This window comes from Corallococcus llansteffanensis (genome assembly GCF_003612055.1).
Classification (GTDB): domain Bacteria; phylum Myxococcota; class Myxococcia; order Myxococcales; family Myxococcaceae; genus Corallococcus; species Corallococcus llansteffanensis.
In genome coordinates this window covers 1-26,444 of sequence record NZ_RAWB01000056.1, presented here as the reverse complement: position 1 = coordinate 26,444, position 26,444 = coordinate 1, and the positions used below count along the sequence as shown (strand labels likewise).

Below are 26,444 nucleotides of genomic sequence, written 5' to 3'. Positions count from 1 at the left end.
GTCCGGGGCTTCGGCTTCGGCTTCGGCTCGGAGAACGGGTCGGGCTCGGACCGCGGGGACGTGGCTGCGTTGGCGCGCGGACGTGGCGCGGCCTCCGGTTCCGGGGGCGAGAAGGGAGCTTCGCGTTCGAGGTCGGAGACCCAACGCTCCAGGAGCGTCATCACTCCCTGGGAAGGGATGGGAGCACGTGTTCGCTTTCGCTCCGAGTCATGATCAGCCACGGCGCCTCCACGGCAGGAGTTTCCTGTGCAGGCACTGTAAGGACTCGCCCTCGCGCGAGAAGTTCGGCGCGGGGCTGGTAGAGGCACGCACGGTTGACTTCAGAATGGAGGGCACGCGGGAGAGGGCGAGGGCGACAAAGACGCCGTCCTGGAGGGCCATGCGAGGCCTGACCCCGTGGGGAGGCCCGCGTGTCCGCCATCAAGGACCGTTGGATCAGAACAGCCGCGAGTACATCGGCGGCGCGCCCGGACGCGGCGTCCATCGCTTCGCATCGCGGGGCAGCCACAGGAGCTGGAAGCCCTCCGCGCGCCCTTCGTAGCGGAGGGTGTGGGGGCCCTTGGACAGGGTGAACTCGGGGGTGGTGATCCGCGCGCCGTCGAGGAACAGCGCGCCTGTGTCGAGCGCGCTCGCGGGCTGGAGGAAGTACCGGTCGGCGCGCACCGCGAGGAACTGGTCGTCCAGCGCTCCGGAGTCCGCGGGCACGCGGTAGCGCTGGCCCCAGAGGTAGAGGTCCCCGTCGAACGGCTGGTAGTGCGCGTCGAGGAAGCGGCGCAGCGCGGGCGGCAGGCCGGAGGTGCGCAGGTCATCCACGCGCAGCACGCAGCCCTGCTCCACGAGGGCGCGGGGCAGGTCGTGCGACAGCAGGTCCACGAGCGAGCCGCGCAGATACGCGTCCGTATAGAAGTAGAAGTGCGCATGAGGCCGGCTCACGAAGCCGCCCGAGTTGTCGTAGACGACGTCCTCCGGCCCCGTGAGCGTGGCGATGCGCGCGAGCACTTCGCGCTGCCGTGCATTGCCACCCCCGTCCAGCCGCGCGTCCACGAGCGCGGCCTGCACGGCGAACAAGCCGCCAAGTCCGACGAGGCCCACGGTGCGTCCCAAGGGGGTGCGCAGCCGTGCGAGCACCGTGAGGACCCCGCGCGCCGCGAACGGTGCGAGGACTCCGAGGAAGGGCAGCAGACTGTAGGGGAACGGGGCACGCTGGAGCGCATAGGCGCCGAACGTCGCGGGCACGGCGAGGACGAGGAGCACGTCCGGTGTCACCCGGGCATCCGGCTTCAGCAGGCCCCGGAAGGTGGCGGCGAACCCGACGGCGGCGAGGAGGAAGAACGCGGGCTGTTCGCCCAGGGCGGGCACCAGATACTCGCGCCAGGAGAAGCCAGGGTAGTGGCGCTGGTGCTCGGAGGCCCAGACGAAGCACCAGTGCCACCAAGCGCGCCAGGAGCCCGTGACCGTGAGGTACGCGGCCACGGCGGACAGCGCGGTGACGACGCCGAGGAAGAAGGCGCGGGGCGCGGCGATGAGTGACGGCGTTCGTCCCCGGCGCAGCAGGAGCTCACCGACGAGGACCGCGCCCACCACACCGCCGAAGAAGAGCGCTTTCTGGGAACCCCATCCGGCGGCGACGAGCAGCACGCCTGACAGGAAGGAGGAGGAAACGGATCCAGGTTGCACGGCCAGCGCCGCGAGCGCCCCGAGGAAGAGCGCGGCGGTGAGCGCATCCGGGCGCACCTCCGTGGCGAAGTGCAGGTACGCGGGCGAGAGCAACAGCAGCACCGGGGCCAGCAGCGCGGCCGTGCGTCCTTCGCGGCGGTTGAGGACGAAGACCGAGGCGCAGGCGCCCGCGAGCGGCACGAGCATCGCGGCGCGCAGGGCGAGCACGTTGCGCGGATCATCCCCGAGCAGCCGGAACAGCGGCGCGAGCCCCTGGTACACGAGGGGGAAGTGCACCTCGAAGAAGTCGCGGTACGGCACCTGCCCGTGGGCCATGAGCCACGCGGCATGCGCGTACTGGAACTCGTCGATGCTGAACGCCTTGTGCAGCGCGAGGCGCGCGGCCTGGAGCGCGAGCGCGGCCAGGACGACGCCGAGCCCCCACCGCACGGACCGGGACTCCTTCATCGGCGCTGTCATACCGCGAAAGCGCCCCCGGCTTCAGCGCGGGTGACGCGTCAGTACTGGACGGTCGCGGTGTAGGCGAAGTGGTCGGAGCCGGACTTCTCCAGGCGCTCGGCGGGACCGGTGCCGATGCCCACGCTGACGTAGATCTGGTCGATGGGCACGCCGTCGACGCCCGCCGTCCGCAGGTGGTTCATCCCGGGGATGTCCTGCGACAGCGGGCGGTTGAAGTCGCCCACCAGGACGACGGGCAGGTCACGGCCGAGCAGCTCGGCGACGACCTCGCGCACCACGGCGTTGTGCGTCCGCCAGCGCTCCTGGCGCTCGGGGTGCTCACCGTTCCAGGCGCCGGAGATGTAGTGGGTGTTGACGAACGCCAGCTTCGCACCGGTCTCCTTGTTCTTCAGCACGACCCAGTTCACGAAGCGAGAAGGCGTCACCCCGGCCTCACCGCCGTGCGTGAGCCGGGACCCGTCCCCGGTCTTCTCGTACTTGTTCTTGCGCCAGGAGATGGCGATGGAGTTGCGCGCGTCGAGCTGGTCCTCGCCCGGCCGGAAGTGGTCGTAGAACTCCAGCGCCCCGAGCTTGGAGTGGCCCTCGGCGGTGTCCACCTCCTGCCAGCCGATGACGTCCGCGAGCGGCTTGAACGTCGCCTGCCCGTGCAAGGTGTTGTGGGTCGCGACCGTGGTCGTCGTGACCGCGAGCGCCTCGGTCTGCTCCAGGGTGGAGGGCATGAGCCCCAGTGAGAGCAGAAGGCTGAGGACGGCCGAGGACAGGAGCTTGAGCATGGTTCCCTCGATGCTTGCGCCGGGCGCCTCCCGGCTCATCAAGGAAAACTAGCTAGATACGTAAAAAATGAAAATGACGGAGGAGGCGTGCGCCCCCCCGCTCAGCGCCCTGTCCGACGGCGGGCCCGGGCACGCGCGGCCTCCAACGCGGAGTCCACGCCCGCGGGCGGCTTCGGCGGTTCGGGCGCCTTGTCCTGGGGTGCCTCCGTCGGATCCGCGGGCTTCCCGCCACCTGACGCCTTGACCGCCTCCGTGCGCGGCACGGTCGCGGGCCTGCTCGTGACGGTCTCCTTCACGGGCCGCACCCGGGCCGCTCGCACCCGGGGCGCGGAGAGGAACCGGCGCACGGCCACCTCCGACAACAGCAGCGCCAGCGCGAACGCCACCAGCCAGGGCGCCAGCGCCACGCGGCCCTCGGACTCCGGTGCCTCCTGGAACAGGCCCGTCATCGACAGCCGCTCCTGGCCGCCGCCCACCGCCGCCAGTGCTCGCAGGAGCTTCAGCCCCTCCTTCGCGCTGCCCGGTTCGAACTCCGGCGCGTAGGGCAGCGTCACCGGCGGCGCCCTCAACACGTGCCCTGCCCACTTCACCACCGGGTGCCACGTGCCGCTGCCCGTCAGCGGGTACTCGGCCACCAGCCGGTCCTCGTCCTCCCAGTGCAGCGGCTTCTCCACCCCGGAGCGCCCGTCGCCCGACAGCAACACCGCCGTGGGCAGCGCTCCTGGCATCGCGGCTCCCGGTGGCAGGTCCAGCGTCACGCGCAGCACGTTGCCCTGGCGCTCCGAGCGCACCACCGCGTCCTCCTTCGGCGCGGCGCTGCCCATCGACCAGCGCACCATCGCCTCCAGCGTCGCTCGCAGCGCGCCCCACTCGCGCAGCCCGCCCGTGTACTTGCCGTCCACCTCCGCCGTGAGGGCCACCACGCGCCCCGCGCCGTGCGGCCACAGCGCCAGCAGCGGCGCGGCGTTGGTGTCCAGCGTGCGCAGCGCCACGTTCGCTCGGGGCTTCAGGTACGTGAGGTTGTAGCCGCCCACCTGCGGCAGCCCCTGCGTCGGCAGCGGCCCCAAGAGCGGCAGGTCCGGCGCGGCCTCCAGCGACGCGGGCTCGTCCACGAAGGTGGCCCGCGCCACCGCGAGCGTCTCCTGGCTGAAGATGCGCGGCAGGCTCATCGCGTCCTCGGCGAAGTAGATGCGGCCGCCGCCCCGGCGGGCCACCTCGCGCAGCAGCTCCGCGTCCGAGTCCGTCGGGGTGCCCAGGCCGATGACGGACACCGTCACGTTCGCCTGTCGCAGCGCGGCCAGCGTCTCCTGGTAGTCGCCCGGCTGCTCGGAGTCCGCCGCGTCGGAGAACAGCACCACGTGCCGCGTGGGCTTGTCACTGCTGAGGATCTCCTTGCGGGCCGTGCGCAGCGCCACGTCCACGTAGATGCCGCCGCCTCCGCTGAAGCCGCTCGCCACCTGGTGCAGCGGCAGGCCGTCACTCACCGGGCTCAGTGGGAAGACCTCGTGCGGCTCCGTGTCCACCATGTGGATGGACGCTTCGTCGCTGCCGTTGAGGAGCGTGAGCGCGGCCGTGACGCCCTCGGCGGCCAGCTCCATCTTCGTGCGCCCATCCGGCACCTGCACGCCCATGGAGCAGCTCGAGTCCATCAGCACGCTCATCGCCACCGACGCGCGCCGCTGCTCCTCGCGCATCTCCAGCGATACGGGCAGCAGGGCCTCCACGGGCGAGCGCCGGTAGCCGCCCTCCCCGAAGCTCGAGCGCCCGCCCGTCATCACCAGCCCGCCTCCCGCCTGGTCCACGTAGTCCGCGAGCGCGTTCAGCCCCGTCTCGCCCAGCGCGTTCGCGTCCACGTTCTCCAGCACCACCACCCCCACCCCGTCGAGCGCATCCAGCGACAGCTTGAACGGCGTCCGCACATCCACGTTCATGCCCGTCGTCCCCAGCGCCTTCGCCAGCGTGCCGGTGGGCTGCTGGGTGAGCAGCAGCACGCGCGGTGGGCCCTCCACGCGCAACACGCCCAGGCCCACGTCGTTCTCGGGGACACCATCTCCTGAGGCCTCCACCGTGAGCCGGTAGTGCACGAGGCCCGGCGCTTCCAGCAGGTCCCGCAAGGGCAGCAGGTTGGGGCCGGGCTTGAAGTCGAAGGGGCCCTTCACCAGCACGCGCCCATCGCGCTCCAGGCGCACGGTGCCGGTGACGGCGGCGGTGGCCTGCACCACGGCGGAGAACTGGAAGGGCTCGCGCACGGAGACGGTGGCGGGCACGTCCAGCGACACGACGGCCACGTCCAGCGCGGGCTCCGGGCGGGCCACCTGCCGGTAGTCCACCGCGATGCCTCGCGCAGCCAGCCGTCGAGTCGCGCCCCGCGCATCCGCGCCCGTGGCCCGGCCGTCGGAGACGACCAGCACCCGGCCCGTGCGCTCAGGAGGAATCAGCGCGCCCGCCGCATCCAGCGCGGCGGACAGGTCCGACGCCTCCGCGTCCACCGGCCGCGTGAAGCCGCCGAACCGGCCCACGTCCGACAGCGGTGACTCCACCCGGGCCTCGCGGCCGAAGGTGATGACGCCCACCCGGTCGCCCGGCCGGCGCTGCGACTCCACCAGCGACACCAGCTCCTGCGCTACCCGGTCCACGTCCAATGGCATGGAGCGCGAACGGTCCACCACCACGGCGACGTCGCTGCCAGCGTTGGCCAGCCGCAGCTCGGGCCCTGCCAGCGCGCCCACGCCGAGCACCAGCAGCACCCAGCGCAGCACCATGGGAGGGCCGGGCCTCCGGCCGTAGCGCCACAGGAAGAGTCCCAGCGGCAACAGCAGCAGCCACGCCTGCGGAAGGGTGAAGGTCATACCTTCCTCGTGACGTAGAAGTCGGCCAGTAGCGCGGCCAGCAGCAGCACCAGTGGCCAGCGGGCGCGCTCCTGCCCGCCGTTGCCCGCCACGTCCTCCCCTGCTTCCTTCGCCGGCACGTCGGCGCTGCCCCGTCCGCGCAGGTCCGACTCGCGCGCGTCCAGCGCCAGCACCTCCAGCGCGTCCACCTCCGTGCCGTCCCGCTCCAGCACGTAGTGGCCGGGGCTCGTGGGCGCCGGCAGGCTCAACGCACCCGCGCCGAACACCGGCTTCTTCCCTGCGGGCCCGCTCAGCGCGTAGCGCGCGCCGGCCTCCGTCACCACCGGCAGCGCTTCGCCCAGGTTGAGCTGGTGCCGGGGAAAGCCCTCGCGCAGCCGCCGCGCCTCGCGCACCACGTTGCCCAGCAGCACCGGCCACGCCGTCGTGCGCTGGAGGTTGGAGCGCGCCAGGTCCACGTTGAGGTGCAGCCGTCCGCCCTCCTCCTCCGACACCAGCACCGCCTCCCCCGCCGTCACCAACGGCCTGCCTGGCGGATTCGCTCCCGCCGTCCACCGCACGCCCGCGAGCTGCACGTCGTCCATCAGCGTGCTGCCCTTCTCCGTGAAGAACGGGCCCACGAAGGTGCGCAGCGGTGCCTCCGCGCCCAGCGTCACCCGCGCCTCCGCGCGTGCGGGCCCCACCGACAACACCGGCGCGCCGGCCACGGGCGCGCCATGCGCCACGTCCGGAGACACCGCGAGGAAACGCTCCAGCGCCTGCCGTGACGCGGGAGAGAGCCCGTCGGTCAGCCCCACCGCCACCGGCATCACGGGCGAAGGCGGCAGTCGCACGCGCCCGTCCTCGGGCAGCGCGTCGTCCGGCAGCGAAACCTCCACGTCACCGGCCTCGCGGAACGTGAGGCGCACCGTCGCGGCGCCCTCCTCCGGCAGCGCGACCCGTTCAATCCGTTCGGTGCCTTCACGCGCACCGGGCCCGGGCGCCGCGCGCACCCGCGCCTCCACCTCGGAGGCCCCCGCGCCAAAGCGCGCCACCCGCAACGTCACCGTGGCCCGACCGCCTTCGTCGCGCCGCTGCGCGGACACCAGCGCCACGTTGCCCTGCGAGCGCCCCAGCGCCGTCCACCGCACCGCGGGCGGCACGACCGTGTCCTCCGTCGGCGGTGCATCGGTGAAGAAGTGCACGCGCTTGCCCGGCCCCGCCAGCTCCTGCGCCCACAGGAGCGAGGGCACGACGTCATGGTCCGGACCTCGTGACTCGAAGGACTCCAGCGCGCCCAGCGCTCGCGACGCCTCGGCCTCCGGACCCGCCACCACGTGGGGCGACACTCCGCTCGCCAGCACCGTCACGTGCGTGGCGCCCTCTGCCTCCACGCGCTTCGCCGCCTCCATGCGCACGCGCTCCAGCACCGTCTTCCCGTCCGGCGAGCGCGCGGACATCGACAGGCTGCCATCCACCACGAGCACCAGGTGCCGGCGGCGCGCCGTCTCACCCAGCCGCACGTCCGCCAGGTACAGCGCCGCGGCCAGCACCGCGAGCACCTCCAGCAGCAGCGACGCCTCGCGCGTGAAGCGCTCCCAGCGGGGCCCACCCTCCGCGCGCGGACGCGGCGTGCGCCACAGGAACAGCGCGCTCACCACCACCGGCTTCTGCCGGCGGCGCAGGAAGTACGCCGCCACCAGCGGCACCAACGCACCCAGCGCCAGCAGCCCCCACGGAAGCCCGAAGCTCACGCCCCGCCTCCCACGAACAACGCTCGCAGCGGCCCCGCCACCTGCGCGCGCAGGCCGTCCGCCGTGCTCACCGTGAGCAGCGTCCCGCGTGCCCGCACCGCGGCGCTCCGCAGCGCGCGTTGATGTTCGGCGAAGCGGCGGGCATAGGCGGCCAGCACGCCGTCCGTCAGCAGCTCCTCCAGCGCCACGCCGCTCTCCGAGTCCACCAGCCGCGCGCCCTCACCGCCCGTGGGCTCCAGGTCCTCCACGTCCAGCACCTGCACCAGGAACAGCGCGGACGCCCCCCGCGACAGCCGGGCGCACAGCGCCTCCAGGTCCGTTTCGAAGAGGAAGTCGCTCACCACCACCCGCACGCCACAGGGCCGCAGCGGCGGCAGCCGCCCCAGCGCCGACGCCAGGTCGTCCTGCGCCTCGAACTCCGCGCCCCGCAGCGCCGCGCGACACGCCAGCCCCTGCACCCGCTCAGAACGGGGCCCGCCCCACAGCAGCGTCGGCGACAGCCCCTGCCTGCCGCCCACCTCCACCGTGAGCAGCGCCACCTCGCGCGCCGCCGCCGCCTTGCGCGGTGACAGCCCCATGCTGCGCGAGCCGTCCAGCACCACCTCCACGCGCGGCGACACCTCGTCCTGCCGCACGCGCAAGACCAGGTCACCCGTGCGCGCCACCGCGTTCCAGTCCAGCTGCCGCAGGTCATCTCCCGGCTGGTACATGCGGAAGTCGTGCAGCTCCATCGCGCTGCCCGCGGACGTGGCGCGCACCTCGCCCACCCGCCCGCGCTGTGGCAGGCGCGGCAGGGCCAGGGTCAACCCCGGCACCAACCGAGCCACCTCCGCTTCATCCAGCCGCGTGCTCACGACGCGTGGGCCCGCTGCTCGCGCTCGGCGAGCACCCGGTCCGCGGCGAACGCAGCCAGCAAGGCTACCAGCGCCACGCACAGCAGCAGCTCCGGCGGCAAGTGGGTGCCGTACGGCTCACTGTAGTTGTACCGGCCGAAGTTCACCGTGCCGACCAGGGGGTTGAGCAGGTTGAGCAGCTCGCTCCCCGACTCATCCAGGCGCAGGAACACCGCCACCAGCGGCGGCAGCCCGGAGGCCAGCGCCGTCACCGCGACGAAGAGCAGCCGCACCGCCACCGGCGACGCGAACCGGTCCGAGCGCGGCATCCGTCCCAGCAGCAGCGCCAGCGACAGGTACAGCACCCCGTAGAGCGCCAGCGCCGTGAAGGCCATCCCCATCCGCGTCCAGCCCTGCGTTTCGTCCGACATCGAGAGGAGCACCGAGCACCCGAGCGCCCACCCCAGCAGCAGCAGCACCGTCAGCCGGAAGCCGCGCAGCGCCCCGGGCTTGAAGAGCGACCAGGGCCGGGTGCCCGCGCGCAGCGGCCGGGACTGCCCATCCACGTCCGACACGGTGAAGAGGCCGGTGCCAATGAGGTGCAGGGTTCCGAAGACGCCCGCGATCTCCGCGACGTCGTTGTCGAAGTCCAGGTACCACGACACCGCCACCACCGCCGCGAACGCCAGGAGGGCCTGCACCACCAAGGCCCGCCGGGGATGGCGCGAGTAGTCCTCCGTCATCAGCGACAGCCGCGCCACCGACGCCTCGAACAACAGCCACCCGTCCGTGAGCATCATCCCCAGGCCCGCGCACACGCCCAGGAAGAAGGACCGGTCGAAGGTGAACCCGTTGCCCCCCCTCTGCGTCATCACGTAGATGAGCGTGAGCGCCTGGAAGAACGTCACCGCCAGCACGCCCACCAGCGCGAAGCGCACGAACGCCCGCCCCATCCGGCCGTCCGCCAGCGTCGCCGCGCACACCGACGCGAGCGTGAGGAACACCAGCCACGCGCCCCCCAGCAGCAACGCCACCAGGATGGTGGGCAGGTCGATGCCGTTGAGGAAGTAGCTGAACAGCAGGAAGGGCCCCACCGCCGACGCATACAGCGCCGCCTGCACCAGGAAGGACGCCACCTTGCCGCGCAGGATGCGCCGGGGCCCCAGTCCCGTGAGCAAGAGCAGCACCCACGTCTCGTCCTCCCGCTCCCGCGCGAGCGAACGGTACGCGTTGAAGGGGATGACCCCGAAGTGCACCACCCCCAGGCACACGAAGAAGGCGAAGAAGTAGGTGCGGCCCTCGCGCGAATACGACGCCCCCTGGGTGTTCGCGTACGCGATGAGCGACAGCACCAGGCACGCCAGCAGCAACAGGCTGAAGCACACCCAGAAGACGCGCGTGCGCAGCCCCTGCCGGACCTCCTTCACCACCAGCGGGTTCAACCGGTCCCCCCACCGCTCCCACCGGTCGGATGCCCCGGCGGCGGTGACAGGGACGGACTCGGATGCACCCGACGCCGGACTTGCTTGCGTGCTCACGCCACCCTCCCCTTCGTCACCGTCATGAAGGCATCCTCCAGGTTGCGCTCGCGCGGGCTGAACGCGCACACCGGCAGCCCCTGCGCCACCAGCGCCGCGAGCAACACCGCCGCGGCGGCCTCCGCCTGCATCGGGCCCGCGCCGGGCTCCAGCTCCAGCCGCACGCGCAGCGCGCTGCCCTCGCGCGTCACGTCCTTCACGCGCGGCTGCTCCAGCAGCATCCGCTCCGCGCGCGCGCCCATCGACTCGCCCTCCGCGCCCGCCGCCAGCCGCACCACCAGCTCCGTCACCTGCGAGGCGTCACCGCTCGCGCGCAGCAGGTCCTCCACGCGGCCCTGGGCCAGCAGGCGCCCCTGTTCGATGATGACGCAGGAGTCGCAGATCTCCGCCAGCTCCGTGAGGATGTGGCTGGAGATGATGACCGCCTTGCCCTGATCCGCCAGCGCGCGCAGCAGCTCCCGCAGCTCGATGCGCGCGCGGGGGTCGAGCCCGTCCGCGGGCTCATCCAGCAGCAGGAGCCGCGGGTCGTGCAGCAGCGTGCGCCCCAGGGCCACGCGCTGACGCATGCCCTTGGACAGCTCCGTGGTGAGCTTCTCCGCGAGCGGGCCCAGCCCCGTGAACTCCATCACCGAGTCCACCCGCTGCCGCCGCTGCGCGCCCTTGAGGCCGTACGCGCGCGCGAAGAAGTCCAGGAACTCCCTCACGGTGACGTCGTCGTAGGTGCCGTAGCGGTCCGGCATGTAGCCCAGCAGCGGCCGGGCCTTGTCCGGCGCGTCCACCAGCGACCGGCCCTCCAGGAGCACCTCGCCCGCGGTGGGCACGTCCAGCGTGGCCAGGATACGCAGCGTGGTGCTCTTGCCCGCGCCGTTCGGGCCGATGAAGCCCAGGATGCCGCCGGCCTCCAGCGAGAAGGTCACGTCGTCCACCGCGCGCAGCTTCCCGTAGTCGCGCCGCAGTCCCTTCACCTCCAGCAGGCTCATGGCCGCACCTCCTCGAACCCACCCCGCACCAGGTGCACCGCGTCCTCCAGGTCCACGTCCAACGCCGCAGTGGGCAAGAAGCCCCGGCCGCCCACGCGGACCAGGAAGTCTCCCTCCGACAGCTCGGCCTGGAGCGGCGACGTCGCCGACAGGAGGCGGAGCCCCACCTCATAGGGCAGCTCCAACGCGGTGTCCGTCCCGGGGTCGCTCAGCGGGTCCTTCGGCTCGGAGGGGAGTTGCACGGCCCGCGCCTCGGCGCCGTCCGCCATCGCGGGCAGCTCCCAGAGCTGGCCCTGGAAGCGCACCCTGCCCGCCACCACGTCCGCCCCGAGCGCGTTCTGGATGATCAGCCCGTCCTCCACCTTGCGCGCGGTGAGCCGCGCCCGCGACGGGAGCACGGCCACCTCGCCCCACTCGCGGTAGGTGCGCGAGGGCAGGAAGCTGTCGCGCAGCACCAGCCCCTGCGTCCAGTCCAGCGTGCGCGGCGGCTCCTCCGGTTCCTGCGGGGACAGCAGCACGCTCGCGGCGGGCATGCTCACGGACTCCTCGGCGAGGTTCGCGTACCAGGCGGTGAGCCCCACCGTCACCGCGCGCGAGCGCTCGCGGTCCAGCAGCGTGAGGCTGTAGCGCGCGGCGTGCACGCGGAAGCCGTCCACCAGCACCGACCAGGCCACCAGCGCCAGACACGTGATGGCCGCCAGCGTGGGCACGGCGATGAGCACCGCCAGCGGCCCCTTGCGCCTCGCGAGCATCAGCCCGCCGGGGCCCACCGCGAGGGTGAAGAGGAAGATGAGGAACATGAAGCGGCCCACGGGCGCGCGCGCGCTGGTCAGCAGCGGCTGCCGCCCGTCGCGCAGCATGTCGCTGCGCTCCCACCGGGGCGGCGGGCCCGCGGGCAACACGATGCCCGCCGCGGACGCCACGTCCTGCCCGAGCTTCTGCCCGCACACCGGGGACGCATCACGGCACTGGCGCACCTGGCCGAAGCCATACGCGGACAGCTCCGCCCGGGCGTCCTGGAGCAGCGGGAAGTGCAGGCGCGGGTTGGCGGGGGGCTGGGTGAGCATCAGCCGGCCGCCGCTCAGCGCGAAGGACTCCAGCACGGCCCAGACGTCGTCGGGCACCTCGTCCGGCGGCACCGTCACCAGCACCGCGTCGTAGCCCACGTACGCGGCCAGGTCGCGCGGCGCCACGCGGGCATCCAGGAAGCGCGTGGCGACGAGCGGCTCCTGGTTGTCCTCGGAGCGGCTCAACCCGGTGGTGCGCTCGAAGGACTTCACGTCGCCCAGCACCATCACGCGCGCGCCGCGGTAGCTGTCCAGGTAGAAGCTGCTGGAGGAGGTCTGCACCCCGGGCGACGCCATCTCCAGCCGTCCCCCGTTCAGGTCCGCGGGCAGCATCAGGTAGGTGACGACGCGCTCGCGCGGCCCCACCTGGAGCGAGCGCTCGGTGATGCGCCCCTGCGAGTGGATGGACAGGTGCACCGGGCGCGGCTGGCCGCCGAGGTTGTGCACCGTCACCTGGATGGGGGTGTAGCCCCGCTGGGGCACCAGCGTGACGGCGCGCAGGGTGGCCTGGAGGTCGCCCTTGTCGGGGAAGGTGTCGGGCGTCTCCACCACCTCGCGGTAGCCGGCGGGCGGCTCCTCCTCCCCCGGCCGCGTCGCGACGGCGGCGGCCTTCGTCATGGGCGTTGCCGACACCCCGGTGGCGCCCGCGAGCCCCACCCAGAGCAGGACCCCGACGAGCACCGCGGCGCAGGCCCCGCGCCTAGCCACGGGGCACCTCGGGGATGGCCTTGAGCAGCTCGCGCACGACGTCCGGCGCGGACACCTTCTCCAGCGACGCCTCGTACGCCAGCACCAGCCGGTGGTTGAGGGCGGCGGGGGCGGCGGCCACCACGTCGTCGAAGCCCACGTTGGGGCGGCCCGCGAGGAGCGCGAGCGCGCGGCCCGCGGCGGCGAGGGCCAGCGCCGCGCGGGGGCTCGCGCCGAAGCGCACGAACCGGCGCACGGGTTCGGGGGCCGAGGCCTGGCGCGGGTCCGTCGCCTCCACCAGCCGGCCGATGAAGTCCGCCACCGGGCCGGGCAGGTGCACGCGGTCCACGGCGGCGAACAGGCGCGCGAGGCCTTCCGCGTCCAGCACGGGCTCCTGCGCGGGAGGCGCGCCGCGCACGCGCGTGGTGAGCAGGGTGCGCAGCGTCTTCGCGCCCACGGGCGGCACGAGGATGCGGAAGAGGAAGCGGTCCAGCTGCGCCTCGGGCAGCGGGTAGGTGCCCTCCAGCTCGATGGGGTTCTGCGTGGCGAGCACGAAGAACGGATCCGGCAAGGGCCGCGTCTGCCCCAGCACCGTCACCGAGCGCTCCTGCATGGCCTCCAGCAGCGCGGACTGCGTCTTGGGGCTGGAGCGGTTGATCTCATCCGCGAGCACGAGACTCGCGAAGAGGGGGCCCTCGCGGAAGACGAAGTCACGGCGCGCCTCGCCCTCCAGCACGTAGGTGCCGGTGATGTCGCCGGGCAGGAGGTCGGGGGTGAACTGGATGCGGCGGAAGGGCAGCGACAGCAGCCGCCCCAGGGCCTTGCACAGCTCCGTCTTGCCCAGGCCGGGCAGGCCCTCCAGGAGCACGTGGCCCCGGGCGAGCACCGCTACCACGACCTGTTCGACGACGCCTTCCTGGTCGAGCATCACCTGGTTGAGCCCGGCCTTGAGCCGGGAGGCCACGTCCGCCGCGCCCTGTGCCTCGGCGGGACTCAAAAGCTCCGCTGCCACGTCGTTCCCCCTTCTGGACTACTCACCACCGAAGTACCGCTTCACCAGGTCGCGGTTGCGAGGCAGCAGCGGACCCGAACCCGGCCCCGCCGTCGCATCGCCCTTCGCGCCCGTGCCCTGCGCACCCACCGCGCCCGCCGGTCCCGTGCGGGACCGGGGATCCGCGGCGCGAAGGCCCCACAGCTCCTCCGCGTCCCCGCCGTGCCCCTCCGGCAGCGGCTGGAAGGCCAGCCGGTCCGGATCCATCTCCGCTTCCCCGCCGAAGACGAGCGGGTTGCTGTCGCCACCCCGGCCCGCGCCCGCGCCGTCGCCCTGCCTCACGCCCCGGCTCGCGTGCTGATCGCCCTGCTGTCCCCGACCCTCGCCCTCGCCGTCGCCCTGCTGTCCCTGCCCCTGGCCCTGTTGGCCCTGGCCGGACTGGGACCGCCGGGTGGGACGCCTCGCCTGGGCCCCACGGTTCCCCGCCGCGTTGTTTTCCTGGCCGAAGCGCTGGGCCAGGGCCTGCTGCCGGCGCTCCAACGTGCGGCGAAGGTCCGCGACCTGATCCGGCGAACCGGAGGCCTGGGCCCGGGCGGAAGCGCGAGCCTGGGCGTCGCTGGAGGGGTTGCCTGTCGTGGACGGCTTCGAGCCCTGCTGTTCGCCTTCCTGCTCTCCAGCGCCCTGGCCCTCCTGCGAGCCCTGCTGGGACGCCTGGGGCTCGCCTTCTTGAGCCGACGCGGACTCCGGGTCTCCACCGGCGCGGGCATCGAGGGCCATGAGGGCCTGCTCCAGCGACTCGCGCTCGCGGGTGGCGGACTCGGCGCCACCGGCGGCATGGAGGGCATCCTCGAGTTCGGCGGCGGCCTCGGAGGCGCGGTTCAATTCCGCGGCGGCCTCGGAGGCGCGCTCGGCGAGCCGCTGCTCCAGGGCATCGGAGGCCTCCCAGTCGGTGGAGTCGAAGCGGCCCTGGGCGACCTCGTCGGACAGCCGGCGCAGCTCCTCTTCGACGTCCTGGCCCAGGGGCTCCTCGCGGGCGAGGGCCTCGGCCTGCGCCTGCACGGCGGCGACCTGGGTGGCGGCGGCGGCGTTGATGTTCGAGGCGCGAAGGGCCGGCAGCGGAACGAGGAACCCCACGGCCACGAACAGGAGCGCGCCCAGCAGGGCCCCCACGGGCCGGCGCCACGGCACCTCCGGAGGTTTCACCTGTTGGGCGAACTGGTTGAGGCTCAGTTCCCACTCACCGACGGGGCGCTCCAGGCGCGTGAGCAACAGCCCTCCGGCCCCGGCCGAACGGTCCGCGAGCACCGCCGCGTACTCCAGCGACACGCCCCGGGAGCGCGCGCGAACGAACCACCACGCGAGCCCCGCGACGACGAGCGGAGGCACGGCCCAGACGGAAGCCCCCCGCAGGAGCAGCCGGCACAGCACGCACGCGGTGGCGGTAGCCCAGACGGGAACGAGCCCCGCGCCGGTCCACGCCACGACGTTGAGGCGCCGCTGCACGCGCCGGATGGGCGCGAGCACGAGGGACTGGAAGCGGCGTTCTTCGCTGGCGGCCATGCGTGGGCGGCAGTGTCGGACACCCGACCCACCGTTCACAAGCGACGCCCCGGAACGGTCGAATCCCGGGGCGAGCGGTCGACCTGCCGACGCCGGGCGTCGGGACGATGCGAATCCATGCGAACCCCGAGAGCCGGCGGCTAGTGTGCCGCGCATGAACTTCCGCTTTCTCGGTCGCAGTGGTCTGAAGGTCAGTGAGATTTCCTTTGGCAACTGGCTCACGCACGGCTCCCAGGTGGAGGAGGACGCCGCCCTGGCTTGTGTGAAGGCGGCGCTCGACACGGGCATCACCACCTTCGACACCGCCGACGTGTACGCCGGTACCAAGGCCGAAGCCGTGCTCGGCCGCGCCCTCAAGGGCCAGCGCCGTGAAGGCTACGAGCTGTTCACCAAGGTCTACTGGCCCACCGGCCCCGGCCAGAACGACCGCGGCCTTTCACGCAAGCACATCATTGAATCCATCCACGGCTCGCTGCGCCGCCTGCAGGCGGACTACGTGGACCTCTACCAGGCCCACCGCTTCGACGCGGAGACGCCCCTGGAGGAGACGATGCTCGCCTTCGCGGACATCGTGCGCCAGGGCAAGGCCCTCTACATCGGCGTCTCCGAATGGACCGCCGAGCAGATCTCCGCCGGCGCGAAGCTCGCCCGCGAGCTGCACGTGCCCTTCATCTCCAACCAGCCCCAGTACTCCATGCTGTGGCGGATCATCGAATCCAAGGTCATCCCCACCTCCGAAGCGGAAGGCCTGGGCCAGATTGTCTGGTCCCCGCTCGCCAAGGGCGTGCTCACCGGCAAGTACCTCCCCGGTCAGCCCCCGCCCGCGGACACCCGCGCCGCCACCCAGCAGGGCGCGCAGTTCATGACCAACTTCATGACGGACGACGTGCTCACCCGCGTCCAGCAGCTCAAGCCGCTCGCCAGGGAGGCCGGCCTGTCGCTCGCGCAGCTCTCCGTCGCGTGGGTGCTCCAGCATCGCAACGTCGCCTCCGCCATCATCGGCGCCAGCAAGCCGGAGCAGGTGCTCGACAACGTGAAGGCCACCGGCGTGAAGCTCGACGCGGAGCTCCTGCGCCGCATCGACGCCGTCCTCGGCCCCGTCGTGGAGCGCGACCCCGCGCAGACCACCAGCCCCAGCCGCAGGCCCTGAAAAACCCGGCAGGGGAAGCCCACCGTGGCTTCCCTCCCAGGCCATCCGACATCCACGCCCTCCTACCGCCATGCGCGGTTTCTTGAATTGCCACACCCTGGTGAAGCCCGCCGATCCAATTGACTTTTAGGTCGGGTGGAACAAGACAGGGCCTCGCGCGTTAGCAGTCCACACTCTCCACCCCCAGGCTTCTCCTCCATGACGTCCTTCCTCCTCCTGGCCCAGGCGGCCCCACCTGAACTCGGCTGGTTGAGCAGCAAGCTGCTCGGGGTGACGCTGGGCAGCGCCGAGTGGGTGCTCTGGCTGCTCGTCATCCTGTCCGTCATGTCCATCGCGGTGATGCTGGAGCGCGCCGTCTACTTCGCGCGCCACCGGCTGCCGAACTCGGAGGCGCTGGCGGTGCGGCTGGCACGCGGCGAGTTCGACGCCGTGAGCGCCGAGGTGAAGAACCAGAAGGGCATGGAGGCCGCCGTCATCCGCGAGGCCCTGGCCTCCGCGTCGCAGGGCCCCGACACCGTGGAGCAGGTGATCGCGTCCACCGTCGCCCGCGAGCGTCCCCAGTACGAGCGCTTCCTGTCCCTGCTCGGCACCCTGGGCAACAACGCCCCGTTCATCGGCCTGTTCGGCACGGTGCTCGGCATCATCAAGGCCTTCAACGACCTGGGCGAGATGAATGCCAAGGGCGGCGCCATGCAGCAGACGGTGATGGCCGGCATCTCCGAGGCGCTCGTCGCCACCGCCGTGGGCCTCGCGGTCGCCATCCCCGCTGTCGTCGCCTTCAACATCTTCAACCGCCAGCTCAAGACGCTCACCAGCCGCACCACGTCCCTGGGCCACGCGCTCGTCGGCGCCATGAAGGCGCGCAAGCCGGGCGCCGCGGGGGGGAACTAGCCCATGGCTGGCAGCGCGGGCGACAACGACGAGGAAATCACTGGCATCAACGTCACCCCGCTGGTGGACGTGGTGCTGGTGCTGCTCATCATCTTCATGGTGACGGCGAACTTCATCGTCCGCGAGACGGTGGAGGTGGACCTGCCCCGCGCCGCCAATGGCGGTGAGACGGTGCAGGGCCTGGTGAACGTCGTGCTCGACAAGGAGGGCAAGCTCTACTTCGACGGCGTCGAGGTCAACGAGGCCGACCTGTCCCGCCGCGTGGTGGAGGCCGTCAGCAAGGACAAGGACACGCGCGCCATCATCAGCGCGGACCAGACCATCGCCTACGGCCGCGTGATGCGCCTCATCGACGTGGTGAAGGGCCAGGGCATCGCGAAGTTCGCCCTCAACATCGAGAAGGACGTGGCCCCGTCGGCCGCGCCCGCCGCTCCCTGACCGGGGCACGCGAAGCCACCATGAGCCAGGCGGTCCTCGACTCTTCCATGACGCCCCGGCGCGACCGCTCCACGCGGTTCGTGCTGGCCTTCCTCTTCGTGTCGCTCGCGCTGCACGCGGGCGGCTTCTGGTTCCTCTCCACCCTCGAAGGCCGCAAGCACACCGTCGCCCAGCGCCCGGTGGAGCTCGTCATGGTGGAGGTGCAGAAGCCGCCGCCGCTCGTCGTGGGCATGACCATGTCGTCCACCACCAGCGCGGGCTCGTTCGCCGCGCCCGTGGGCAACACGTCCTACGGCAAGGCCAACGGCACCGCGAAGGACCCCAAGGAAGTGAAGGGCTACTCCGCGCCGAAGTACGTGCCCGTATACCAGGTGGACTCCGAGCCCACCGTCGCGTCCGAGGTGAAGATTCCCTACCCGGACGAGGCGCGCCGCGCCGGCATCGAAGGCACCGTGACGCTGTCCATCACCATCGACGCGGAGGGCAAGGTGGGCACCGTGAAGGTCATCTCCGGGCCCGGCTACGGCCTGGATGAAGCAGCGCGCGATGCCATCCGGCGCTTCCGCTTCAAGCCCGCCATCAAGGGCGGCGAGGCCGTGGCCACGGAGATGAAGTACTCGTACACGTTCCTGCTGGACTGACGCGGGGCCCCAGGCTCGGAAGCCCGGAGGCTCGGAGCCTCACTGCGTCTTGAGCGCGCGGCGCATGATGTCGCGCAGCGCCACCTGGTCCTCTTCCGGCATCTCGGTGACGAACGGCGGCGGCTCGAACATCCGCGCCATCAGCCGGCCGCGCAGCTCGGCGCCGGCCTCCGTCAGCACCAGCATCTTCACCCGCCGGTCCTGCTCGCTGCTGCGCCGCTCCACCAGCCCGCGCGCCTCCAGCCGGTCCACCAGCCCCGTCACGTTGGACGCGTCGCACGACAGGTAGTTGGCGAGCGTGCTCATCGCGAGCGCTCCCTCGCCCAGCTGCCGGAGGACGTGCGCCTGCACCGGGGACAGCTCGAACTCCGCCGCCAACGCGGGGAAGTTGCGCATGTGGGTGTGCAGCAGGGAGAACAGGAGCGTCCACGCCTGCTGCGCGAGCCCCTCCTCGCCCACCTCCGTCACACCGGAGGGGACCCCCGACGGACGCACCGCCTGCTCGCTGTGACTGTCGCTGTAGCCGCTCATAGTGAATTTACGTTAATTCACCCGACTCACATAAACAATTGACACTATCAACCTTTGAGGGGTACTACATTCCGCATATTCCAACATCCGACAGTGCGGAGTTCTTCAATGCGGCTCCGGGGTCGGGTAGAGGTCGCCGTGAAGTCGTTCTTTGGACGGATCCGCCTCGCGCTCCCGCGGGTCGGTGAGGAGGTCGAAGCGGTATGAGTACCCTTCTGGCGCTTTCCCTGTCGGCCGCCCTGGCCGCAGCGCCTGTACTGTCGCTGGACGAGGCGTTGGAGTCGGCCCGTCAGCAGAACCTCGATTTGAAGATTGCCCAGGAGCGCTTCGAGCAGGCATCGCTCGCGACGCGCAAGGCCTGGTCGGGCTACCTGCCGCAGGTGGCCGTGGGGGGCACCATCACGCGCAACAACGTGGCGGCCATCATCCCCGCGGGGGTCCTCGGCCCGAACCCCATCACCATCCAGCCGCTCATCCAGCAGGGTGCGCAGGCGGAGGTGCGGCAGGCCATCATCGCGCCGCAGCTCTGGGCGGCCATCGCGGCCTCCTACAAGTCGGTGAAGCTGGCGGAGCTGAACACGCAGACGGCGCGCCGGCAGGTGCTCTTCGGCGTGGCGCAGGCCTACTACGGTGCCGCGGCGCAGCAGGAAGCGCTGCGCGCCCAGGAGCGGCTGCTGGAGCTCAACCGGGCGCGGGAGAAGGACACCCAGGCCCGGTTCGACGCGGGCACGGTGACGCGCGTGGCGCTCCTGCGCGCGCAGCTGGACCGCTCGCGCGCGGAGCAGGACCTGGTGCGCGCGAAGAACGCGCTCGCCGGCCTGAAGCTGGCGCTGGGCACGCTCATCCAGCGGGAGCCGGACTTCGAGCTGGCCGCGCCGCCGGAGCCGCAGGTGCCCGCGCAGGCGTCGCCGGAGGACCTGGTGAAGCAGGCCATCGAGGCGCGCTCGGACGTGCAGGCCTCCGAAGTGGGGCTGCAGCTGACGCGCATCAACAAGAAGGGCGTCCTGCTGAGCTACCTGCCCACGCTGGGCGTCAGCGGCGTCTACCGCATCGCCAACGCGTCGGGCTTCGCCGGCTCCAACGAGACGTGGGCCATCACCTTCGGCGCCAGCTGGACGCTGTTCGACGGCGGCCTGCGCGAGGCGAACCTCTCCGAGGCGTCGTCGCGCGTGCGTGAGGCCACCGTGAGCCAGCAGCTGGCGCAGGCCCGCGTGAAGGAGGAGGTGCGTCGCTCCAAGCTGGACCTGGAGAACGCGCTCGCCAACCGCGCCAAGGCCGAGGAGGCCCTGGGGCTGGCGCGCGAGTCCAACCGCCTCACCGACGTGAGCTTCCAGGCGGGCGTCGCCACGTACCTGGAGGTCGCGGACGCCAACACCTCGCTCACCAACGCGGAGGTAGGCTTCGTGTCGGAGCGCCTCCAGGCGTCCCTCGCCGCCCTGCGCCTGCTCAACTCGCTGGGCTCGTTCGAGTCCGGTTCGGTGCGCAAGGAAGCAGCGGAGCTGGGCGCCCAGCCCGGCGCCGGCGCGGCGGCGCAGCCCGCGCAGCAGCAGCCGGCCCCCGCGCCGGAGCAGCAGCCGGCCCCCACGCCGCAGCCGTAGGCGGGGCCTCCAGGGGAAATTCCCGGCGCCCATCCTGGGGCGCCGGGTCCCCTGCCCTCCCGGGCGAGGAGCAGGTCCTGCGTTGTGGGGGTCCGGCGTCAGCCCCACCCTCCAGACAGGACCCACTTCCACGAGGAGGGCATCATGGCGGACGCATCCTGGGGCAACTGCAAGAACTGTCGCTTCTTCGCCGCCAACGGCGACGAGCCAGGCGCTGAAGAAGTGCAGAGCTGCAACCAGCCGGAGCTGAAGCAGTACGCGCTCGTGGTGTCGGGCGACAGCGGCTGCAACGCCTACGAGGCGCGCACCGGGGAGACGGTGCCCACCTACGAGGAGCCCGCCCCCTCCATGAACTGACGCGCGCCCTGCTCAGGCGCCTTTGACTTCGCGCACCCGGGGCACCACCAGCTCCGGCTCGTGCGCGTAGTAGATGCGCTCCATCAGCTTGCGCTGGTGCACCAGGGGCTTGTCGTACTTGTCCAGCCGCATGCCCTTGTGGCTGTAGGGCGTGTCCGCGACGGTGGGGATGAAGCGCGCGTCGTCGCGCACCTCCCACCAGGTGAGGCCCAGCGCGGCCTTCGCCGCCAGGGGCAGCAACGGCCGCAGCGCGGGCACCGTCGTGCGCAGGAAGGAGAAGACGTGCAGGCGCGTGGTGCGCGCCGTCTCCGGCACGAAGAAGATGTGCGCCTGCGTGGTGAAGGGGCGCGGCGCGCCGGTGGGGGACGACCAGCGGATGGTGTACACGCTGCGCACCGGGTCGAAGCGCGTCACCCAGTCGTTGTGGAAGAAGTCCCCCGTCTTCACCAGCAGCAGGCGCATGATGGGCGCGGGCCGCTGCGGGGCCCGGTAGTGCACCTCCGTGCGGTCCTCGAAGTTGTGCGCGTCGAACTCCACCGCGCCCGTCTGCGGGCCGCTCCACCCCAGCCGGGTGTGTACGAAGGGCGTGTGCTCGTCCTCGCTGAAGTTGTCGAGCGACACGTGCAGCGGCGCCTCGAACAGCGTGGAGAAGCTGCCTCCGAAGACGTAGTCCTCGCCGGACAGCTCCGGCATCGCGGCCACGGGCGTGTCCGAGCGCGCGAGCCACAGGTAGCCATGGCGCTCCACCACCTGGAAGCTCTTCGCCTCGCAGTGGCGCAGCTCCGGCTGACTGGGGTTGGTGCCCTGCCCCTTCGAGTCGAAGCGCCACCCATGGTACGGGCACTGGAGCTGGCCCTCCTTCGTCACCCTCCCCTTCGACAGCGGCGCGAAGCGGTGGGGGCACGCGTCGGACAGCGCCGCGGGGTGGCCGGAGGCGTCTCGGAAGAGGGCATAGGCATGGCCCCCCAGCTCGACGCGGACGGGGCTGCGGCGGAGCTGACGGGAGGGGAGCACCGGGTGGAAGTGCCGGACAACGTCGGGGGTAGGCTCCATGGAAGGGCCAGTATAGCGGCCTGTCGGACCTGACCCCCGGTGGGTCCAATCCCCGCGGGTGGCATAGACTGCCGCCCCGTGAATGCTCCCGTCCCTTCCCGCCACCGGGCACGCTGGTTCGCCGTGGGGGCCCTGGTCCTGCTGGCGGCGCTCGTCACGGGGGCGGTGCTGTACGTGCGGGGCGCACTCCCGGCCCCGGTGCCCCCGCTGGACAGGGCCTTCGGCTACCACGACTACGCGCGGGCGCTGGACCACGTGCGCCCCAGCGGGGACGTGGACTTCGAAGGGCTCCTGCGGGAGCGCGCGGGACTGGAGCGGTTCGTCGCGTCGCTCGCGTCGGTGTCGCCGCACAACCGGCCGGAGCTGTTCCCCACGCCCGAGGACGGGCAGGCGTATTGGCTCAACGCGTACAACGCGCTGGTGCTCCAGCACCTGGTGGAGCGCTACCCGGACGGCGTGGCGGCGTCGTGGTTCGGCCGCTTCTACTGGGGCCACGCGTGGCCGGTGGGCGGCGAGCGGCTGACGTTGTGGGCGCTGGAGCACCGCATCCTCTTTGGCGAGTACGCCGATCCGCGCGTGCACTTCGCCCTCTTCCGGGGGACGCGGGGCGGGCCCCGGCTGGATGGCGCGCCCTACCAGCCGGAGTTCCTGGACGCGCAGCTCAACGACGCCAGCCGCCGCTTCATGGGGGACAAGCGCCACGTGCGGCTGGAGGGCACCACCGTGCACCTGGCCTCCCTGTTCAAGACGCGGCGGGAGGACTTCCTCGCCGCGCTGCCGGAGGGCCGTGGCGGCAACGTGCTCCAGTTCGTCTGGGCCTTCCTGCCGGACACCTGCGAGGAGCGCCCGGGCTGTGACACGCGCGGCGACCTGGACCGCGCCTGCGGCACGCAGCTCGACACGTGCAGCCTCGCCTTCGCGCCCGAGGACCTCTCGCTGCCGGACGCCGGGGACGCAGCCTCCCGCCGTTGAGCGTCCGCGGCCGCGGGCTCCTGCTAGCCTCCCTCCCCGCACGAGGACGAGGAGGCGCGGGACATGACGACGGGAGCCGTGTGGCTGGCGACGTGGCTGGCCCTGGGAGCAGGGGGCGCGGACGTGAAGTGGGAGCCGCAGGTGAGCGGGACGACGGTGCGTCTGCGCGGGGTCAGCGCGGTGGACAAGCGCGTGGCCTGGGCCAGCGGCGACAAGGGCACCTTCGTGCGCACCACGGATGGAGGCAGGACGTGGAAGGCGGCCACCGTGCCGGGCGCGGAGGCGCTCGACTTCCGCGACGTGGATGCCTTCAACGAGCGCACCGCGTACCTCCTCTCCATCGGCGCGGGCGACAAGTCGCGCATCTACAAGACGACGGACGGGGGCGAGCACTGGACGCTCCAGTTCACCAACGCGGTGCCGGGCGCCTTCTTCGACGGCATGGCCTTCTGGGATGAACAGCACGGCGTCGCGTTCAGCGACCCGGTGGACGGACACTTCGTCGTCATCACCACGGAGGACGGGGGCGCGACGTGGAGGCCCGTGCCTGAAGGCGCGCTGCCGCCCGCGCTCCCGGGTGAGGCGGGCTTCGCCGCCAGCGGCACGAGCATCGCGGTGCAGGGGTCGTCCCACGTCTGGTTCGGCCTGGGGGGCTCGGCGGCGCGCGTGCTCCACTCGGCGGACCGGGGCCGCACCTGGAACATCGCGACGACGCCGCTGGCCACCGGCGAGGGCGGGGGCGTCTTCTCGCTGTACTTCTGGAGCCCGAAGGCGGGCATCGCGGTGGGCGGTGACTACAAGCACCCGGAGGTCACGACCGGCACGGTGGCCCTCACGCTGGACGGGGGCAAGACGTGGAGCGTGCCTCCGGGTACGCCGCCCGGGGGCTACCGCTCCTGCGTGGCCCCGCTCACGCTCGGCAGGAGGATGGCGCTCGTGGCGGTGGGGCCCACGGGCTCGGACCTGTCCACGGACGGTGGTGGCAGGACGTGGGCGCCGCTGGACGCCACCGGCTTCCATGCCGTGTCCACGCCGCCGCGCACGCATGACACGGCCTATGCGGTGGGCGAGGAAGGCCGCATCGCGCGGCTCGTGGACTCGCGCCCCGCCGCTCCCGGCCAGGCTCCGGAACCCGCCCCGAAGAAGCCGTAGCGCCCGCTTCAAGCTTCACGGGCGCGGGGGGCTGACCCCGCGCCCGGAGCACCTCACGCCGCGAGCAGCGCCGCTCCGATGATGCCGCTGTCGTCGCCCAGCTCCGCGTCGGCGACGAGCAGGCCCTCGCGAGATGTCTGCGACGCCCACGCCTGGACGCCGTCCAGCACGCGCTGCCGGATGCCCGGGCAGTGCGCCAGCACCCCGCCGCCCAGCAGCAGCCGCGCCGGGTTGAGCATGGTCACCTGGTTGGCCACCGCGACCGCCACGAACTGGGCCGCGCGCTCGTGGATCTCCTTCGCGCCCGCGTCGCCCATGTTCGCCGCCTTCTCCAACGTCACCGGCGTGATGCTGTCCGGGTCGTCGTAGACGAGCGACTCCAGGATGCGCGAGCTGCCGGTCGCCAGCAGTTCCTTCGTCTGGGCGATGAGGTTGTGGCCGCCCGCGTAGGCCTCCAGGCAGCCGTGCTCGCCGCAGCCGCACAGCCGACCGCCGGGCACCACCTTGATGTGGCCCAGCTCGCCCGCCACGCCGCCGGCGCCGTTCACCAGCCGGCCGCCCGCGATGATGGCGCTGCCCACGCCGGAACCCACGAAGACCACCAGCATGTCCTGCGCCCCACGGCCGGCGCCCGCGTGCAGCTCACCCCACGCCGCGGCGGACAGGTCGTTCACCACCTTCACGCCGTAGCCCAGCCGCGTCTTCAACATCTCGCCCAGGGGCACGTTGCGCCAGCCCAGGTTGGGCGCCACGGAGATGACGCCGGTGTCCTTGTGGATCTGCCCGGCCGCGCCCACGCCGCAGCCGTCCACCTTCACCCCGGCCCTCTTCACCGCTTCCTCCGCCGCCTGGGCGATGGTCTCCACCACGCCCTGCGGCTTGCGGTCCATCACCGCGGCCTTGGCGCTCGAGATGAGCGCGCCCTTCGCATCCACCACCGCGGCCCGGACGAACGTCCCGCCCAGGTCGATTCCCAGCGTCGGCATGGCCAGCTCCCTCCCTTGTGCGTGCTTCGCGTGGAGCGCCGGGCTTCAGGCGCCGACTTCGGACTGCGCCCGGGCGACCGTGCTCTCGATGAGCTTCTGGATCTCCTTCAGGCGGGACTCGGTGCTCGCCTCGAAGCGCAGCACCAGGATGGGCTGCGTGTTCGACGCGCGGATGAGGCCCCAGCCGTCCGGGAACGTCACGCGCACGCCGTCCACGTCGATGATCTGGTGGCCCGCGTCGCGCAGGATCTCCGTGGCGCGCTTCACCATCGCGAACTTCTTCTCCTCCTTCGTGTCGAAGCGCAGCTCGGGGCTGGCGTAGGTCTTCGGCACGTCGGCCAGGAGCTGCGACAGCGACTGCTTCTCGTGGGTGAGGATCTCCAGGAGGCGCGCGGACGCGTACACCGCGTCGTCGAAGCCGTAGTAGCGGTGCTTGAAGAAGATGTGGCCGCTCATCTCGCCGGCCAGCTCCGCGTGCTCCTCCTTCATCTTCGCCTTGATGAGGGAGTGGCCCGCCTTCCACATCACCGGCTTGCCGCCGTGCTTCGCGATGTCGTCGTACATCGTGTAGCTGCACTTCACCTCGCCGACGATGGCCGCGCCCGGGGCCTCCTTCAGCACGTAGCGGCTGAAGAGCACCATGATCTGGTCACCCCAGAGCACGTTGCCCTGGTCGTCGATGACGCCGATGCGGTCGCTGTCGCCGTCGTAGGCGATGCCCACCTCCGCCTTGTGCTCCTTCACGGCCTTGATGAGGTCCTGGAGGTTCTCCACCACCGTGGGGTCCGGGTGGTGGTTGGGGAAGTTCGCGTCCATCTCGCAGAACAGGGGCACCACGTCGAAGCCCATGCTGCGGAACAGCGGCACCGCCACCTCGCCGCCCGTGCCGTTGCCGGCGTCGATGACGATCTTCATGCCCTTGCGGCCCACCTTCACCGTCTGGCGGACGAAGTGGTTGTAGGGCGTGACGATGTCGTAGGGCGTCACCTTGCCGGGCTTCTTCGCGGTGGCGAAGTCCTTCGCCTCGATGAGCCGGCGCAGTTCCTGGATCTCATGACCGTGGAAGGTCGTCTTGCCCGCGCCAATCTTGAAGCCGTTGTACTCGGGCGGGTTGTGGCTGCCCGTGATCATGGCCAGGCCGTCCACGGGCAGCGTGTTGGCCGCGAAGTACGTCAGCGGCGTCGGCACCACGCCCACGTCGTAGACGTCCAGGCCCGTGGCGGTGAGGCCCTTGGCGAGCGCGTCGCGGAAGCGCGTGGAGGACTCGCGGCAGTCGCGCCCCACCGCGATGGAGGTGCCGCCCTTGCGGCGGATCATGGTGCCCAGGCCCAGGCCCAGGAGCTCCACCACCTCGATGGTGAGGTCCTTGTCCACCAGACCCCGGATGTCGTACTCGCGGAAGATGTGCGCGTTCATGGCAATGTCCCCACCCCTGTCCCGGCCGTGAGGGCTCGGCGGAGGGCGGCGGACAATACACGAGCGGGCCCGGGGGCTGCACACACCCGAGCGACACGGCCGACTCTTGAACGCC

At 71.9% G+C, this 26,444-nt stretch carries 22 protein-coding genes; 8 read left to right on the top strand and 14 right to left on the bottom strand.

Features of this window, described 5'->3' with window-relative positions:
- Positions 1 to 435 precede the first annotated feature (435 nt).
- The 10 genes from D7V93_RS08050 to D7V93_RS08005 form a co-directional block, all read right to left on the bottom strand.
- Positions 436 to 2,106, bottom strand: coding sequence for a hypothetical protein (locus tag D7V93_RS08050; protein WP_244237166.1), 1,671 nt, complete (start codon positions 2,104 to 2,106; stop codon positions 436 to 438).
- Between the two features lie 68 nt (positions 2,107 to 2,174).
- Complete coding sequence (locus D7V93_RS08045; protein ID WP_120642822.1) at positions 2,175 to 2,909, bottom strand: endonuclease/exonuclease/phosphatase family protein; 735 nt, start codon at positions 2,907 to 2,909, stop codon at positions 2,175 to 2,177.
- 101 nt (positions 2,910 to 3,010) lie between these two features.
- Positions 3,011 to 5,758 (bottom strand): VWA domain-containing protein, encoded by a 2,748-nt coding sequence (locus tag D7V93_RS08040; protein ID WP_120642821.1) that lies wholly within the window; start codon positions 5,756 to 5,758, stop codon positions 3,011 to 3,013.
- On the bottom strand, positions 5,755 to 7,488 hold the full coding sequence (locus D7V93_RS08035; protein ID WP_120642820.1) for a vWA domain-containing protein: 1,734 nt from the start codon (positions 7,486 to 7,488) through the stop codon (positions 5,755 to 5,757). Before D7V93_RS08035 ends, D7V93_RS08040 begins: the two co-directional genes overlap by 4 nt.
- On the bottom strand, positions 7,485 to 8,342 hold the full coding sequence (locus D7V93_RS08030; RefSeq protein WP_120642819.1) for a DUF58 domain-containing protein: 858 nt from the start codon (positions 8,340 to 8,342) through the stop codon (positions 7,485 to 7,487). Before D7V93_RS08030 ends, D7V93_RS08035 begins: the two co-directional genes overlap by 4 nt.
- Positions 8,339 to 9,859, bottom strand: coding sequence for an ABC transporter permease (locus tag D7V93_RS08025; protein WP_120642818.1), 1,521 nt, complete (start codon positions 9,857 to 9,859; stop codon positions 8,339 to 8,341). Before D7V93_RS08025 ends, D7V93_RS08030 begins: the two co-directional genes overlap by 4 nt.
- Complete coding sequence (locus D7V93_RS08020; RefSeq protein WP_120642817.1) at positions 9,856 to 10,839, bottom strand: ABC transporter ATP-binding protein; 984 nt, start codon at positions 10,837 to 10,839, stop codon at positions 9,856 to 9,858. The genes D7V93_RS08025 and D7V93_RS08020 overlap by 4 nt, the downstream gene beginning before the upstream one ends.
- Positions 10,836 to 12,614 (bottom strand): hypothetical protein, encoded by a 1,779-nt coding sequence (locus tag D7V93_RS08015; RefSeq protein WP_147451078.1) that lies wholly within the window; start codon positions 12,612 to 12,614, stop codon positions 10,836 to 10,838. The genes D7V93_RS08020 and D7V93_RS08015 overlap by 4 nt, the downstream gene beginning before the upstream one ends.
- Positions 12,607 to 13,605 carry an AAA family ATPase gene (locus D7V93_RS08010; protein ID WP_208722949.1) on the bottom strand — a complete coding sequence of 333 codons (999 nt, stop codon included), beginning with the start codon at positions 13,603 to 13,605 and terminating at the stop codon, positions 12,607 to 12,609. The genes D7V93_RS08015 and D7V93_RS08010 overlap by 8 nt, the downstream gene beginning before the upstream one ends.
- 18 nt (positions 13,606 to 13,623) lie before the next feature.
- Positions 13,624 to 15,144 (bottom strand): hypothetical protein, encoded by a 1,521-nt coding sequence (locus tag D7V93_RS08005; protein ID WP_120642815.1) that lies wholly within the window; start codon positions 15,142 to 15,144, stop codon positions 13,624 to 13,626.
- A gap of 154 nt (positions 15,145 to 15,298) precedes the next feature.
- Between D7V93_RS08005 and D7V93_RS08000 the strand changes: the two genes are divergently transcribed.
- The 4 genes from D7V93_RS08000 (at position 15,299) to D7V93_RS07985 (ending at position 18,264) form a co-directional block, all read left to right on the top strand.
- Positions 15,299 to 16,294: an aldo/keto reductase family protein gene (locus D7V93_RS08000; protein ID WP_120642814.1), complete on the top strand. Its 996-nt coding sequence runs from the start codon at positions 15,299 to 15,301 to the stop codon at positions 16,292 to 16,294.
- A gap of 198 nt (positions 16,295 to 16,492) precedes the next feature.
- Positions 16,493 to 17,185, top strand: a complete 693-nt coding sequence (locus tag D7V93_RS07995) for a MotA/TolQ/ExbB proton channel family protein (protein WP_120642813.1) — start codon at positions 16,493 to 16,495, stop codon at positions 17,183 to 17,185.
- 3 nt (positions 17,186 to 17,188) lie between these two features.
- Positions 17,189 to 17,623, top strand: coding sequence for an ExbD/TolR family protein (locus D7V93_RS07990; RefSeq protein WP_120642812.1), 435 nt, complete (start codon positions 17,189 to 17,191; stop codon positions 17,621 to 17,623).
- Positions 17,624 to 17,643: 20 nt separating this feature from the next.
- On the top strand, positions 17,644 to 18,264 hold the full coding sequence (locus D7V93_RS07985; protein WP_120642811.1) for an energy transducer TonB: 621 nt from the start codon (positions 17,644 to 17,646) through the stop codon (positions 18,262 to 18,264).
- A gap of 39 nt (positions 18,265 to 18,303) precedes the next feature.
- Here the strand turns inward: D7V93_RS07985 and D7V93_RS07980 are convergent, their stop codons facing one another.
- A complete protein-coding gene (locus tag D7V93_RS07980) occupies positions 18,304 to 18,795 on the bottom strand; it encodes a MarR family winged helix-turn-helix transcriptional regulator (RefSeq protein ID WP_120642810.1) in 492 nt (163 codons plus the stop codon).
- 203 nt (positions 18,796 to 18,998) lie between these two features.
- Here D7V93_RS07980 and D7V93_RS07975 point away from each other — a divergent pair, with 203 nt between their 5' ends.
- Together D7V93_RS07975 and D7V93_RS07970 are read left to right on the top strand one after the other, a co-directional pair.
- Positions 18,999 to 20,393: a TolC family protein gene (locus D7V93_RS07975; RefSeq protein ID WP_120642809.1), complete on the top strand. Its 1,395-nt coding sequence runs from the start codon at positions 18,999 to 19,001 to the stop codon at positions 20,391 to 20,393.
- Between the two features lie 144 nt (positions 20,394 to 20,537).
- Positions 20,538 to 20,750 carry a hypothetical protein gene (locus D7V93_RS07970; RefSeq protein ID WP_120642808.1) on the top strand — a complete coding sequence of 71 codons (213 nt, stop codon included), beginning with the start codon at positions 20,538 to 20,540 and terminating at the stop codon, positions 20,748 to 20,750.
- A gap of 12 nt (positions 20,751 to 20,762) precedes the next feature.
- Here the strand turns inward: D7V93_RS07970 and D7V93_RS07965 are convergent, their stop codons facing one another.
- Entirely contained in the window at positions 20,763 to 21,803 is a 1,041-nt protein-coding gene (locus D7V93_RS07965) for a Rieske 2Fe-2S domain-containing protein (protein ID WP_120642807.1), read from the bottom strand.
- Positions 21,804 to 21,881: 78 nt separating this feature from the next.
- Between D7V93_RS07965 and D7V93_RS07960 the strand changes: the two genes are divergently transcribed.
- Complete coding sequence (locus tag D7V93_RS07960) at positions 21,882 to 22,775, top strand: DUF547 domain-containing protein (RefSeq protein WP_244237165.1); 894 nt, start codon at positions 21,882 to 21,884, stop codon at positions 22,773 to 22,775.
- A 63-nt stretch (positions 22,776 to 22,838) separates the two neighbouring features.
- Positions 22,839 to 23,927, top strand: a complete 1,089-nt coding sequence (locus D7V93_RS07955; protein ID WP_120642806.1) for a WD40/YVTN/BNR-like repeat-containing protein — start codon at positions 22,839 to 22,841, stop codon at positions 23,925 to 23,927.
- A 53-nt stretch (positions 23,928 to 23,980) separates the two neighbouring features.
- Here the strand turns inward: D7V93_RS07955 and D7V93_RS07950 are convergent, their stop codons facing one another.
- Both D7V93_RS07950 and D7V93_RS07945 read right to left on the bottom strand, forming a co-directional pair.
- Positions 23,981 to 24,913 (bottom strand): ROK family protein, encoded by a 933-nt coding sequence (locus D7V93_RS07950; RefSeq protein WP_120642805.1) that lies wholly within the window; start codon positions 24,911 to 24,913, stop codon positions 23,981 to 23,983.
- Positions 24,914 to 24,958: 45 nt separating this feature from the next.
- Positions 24,959 to 26,329, bottom strand: a complete 1,371-nt coding sequence (locus D7V93_RS07945) for a phosphomannomutase/phosphoglucomutase (RefSeq protein ID WP_120642804.1) — start codon at positions 26,327 to 26,329, stop codon at positions 24,959 to 24,961.
- Positions 26,330 to 26,444: the final 115 nt, after the last annotated feature.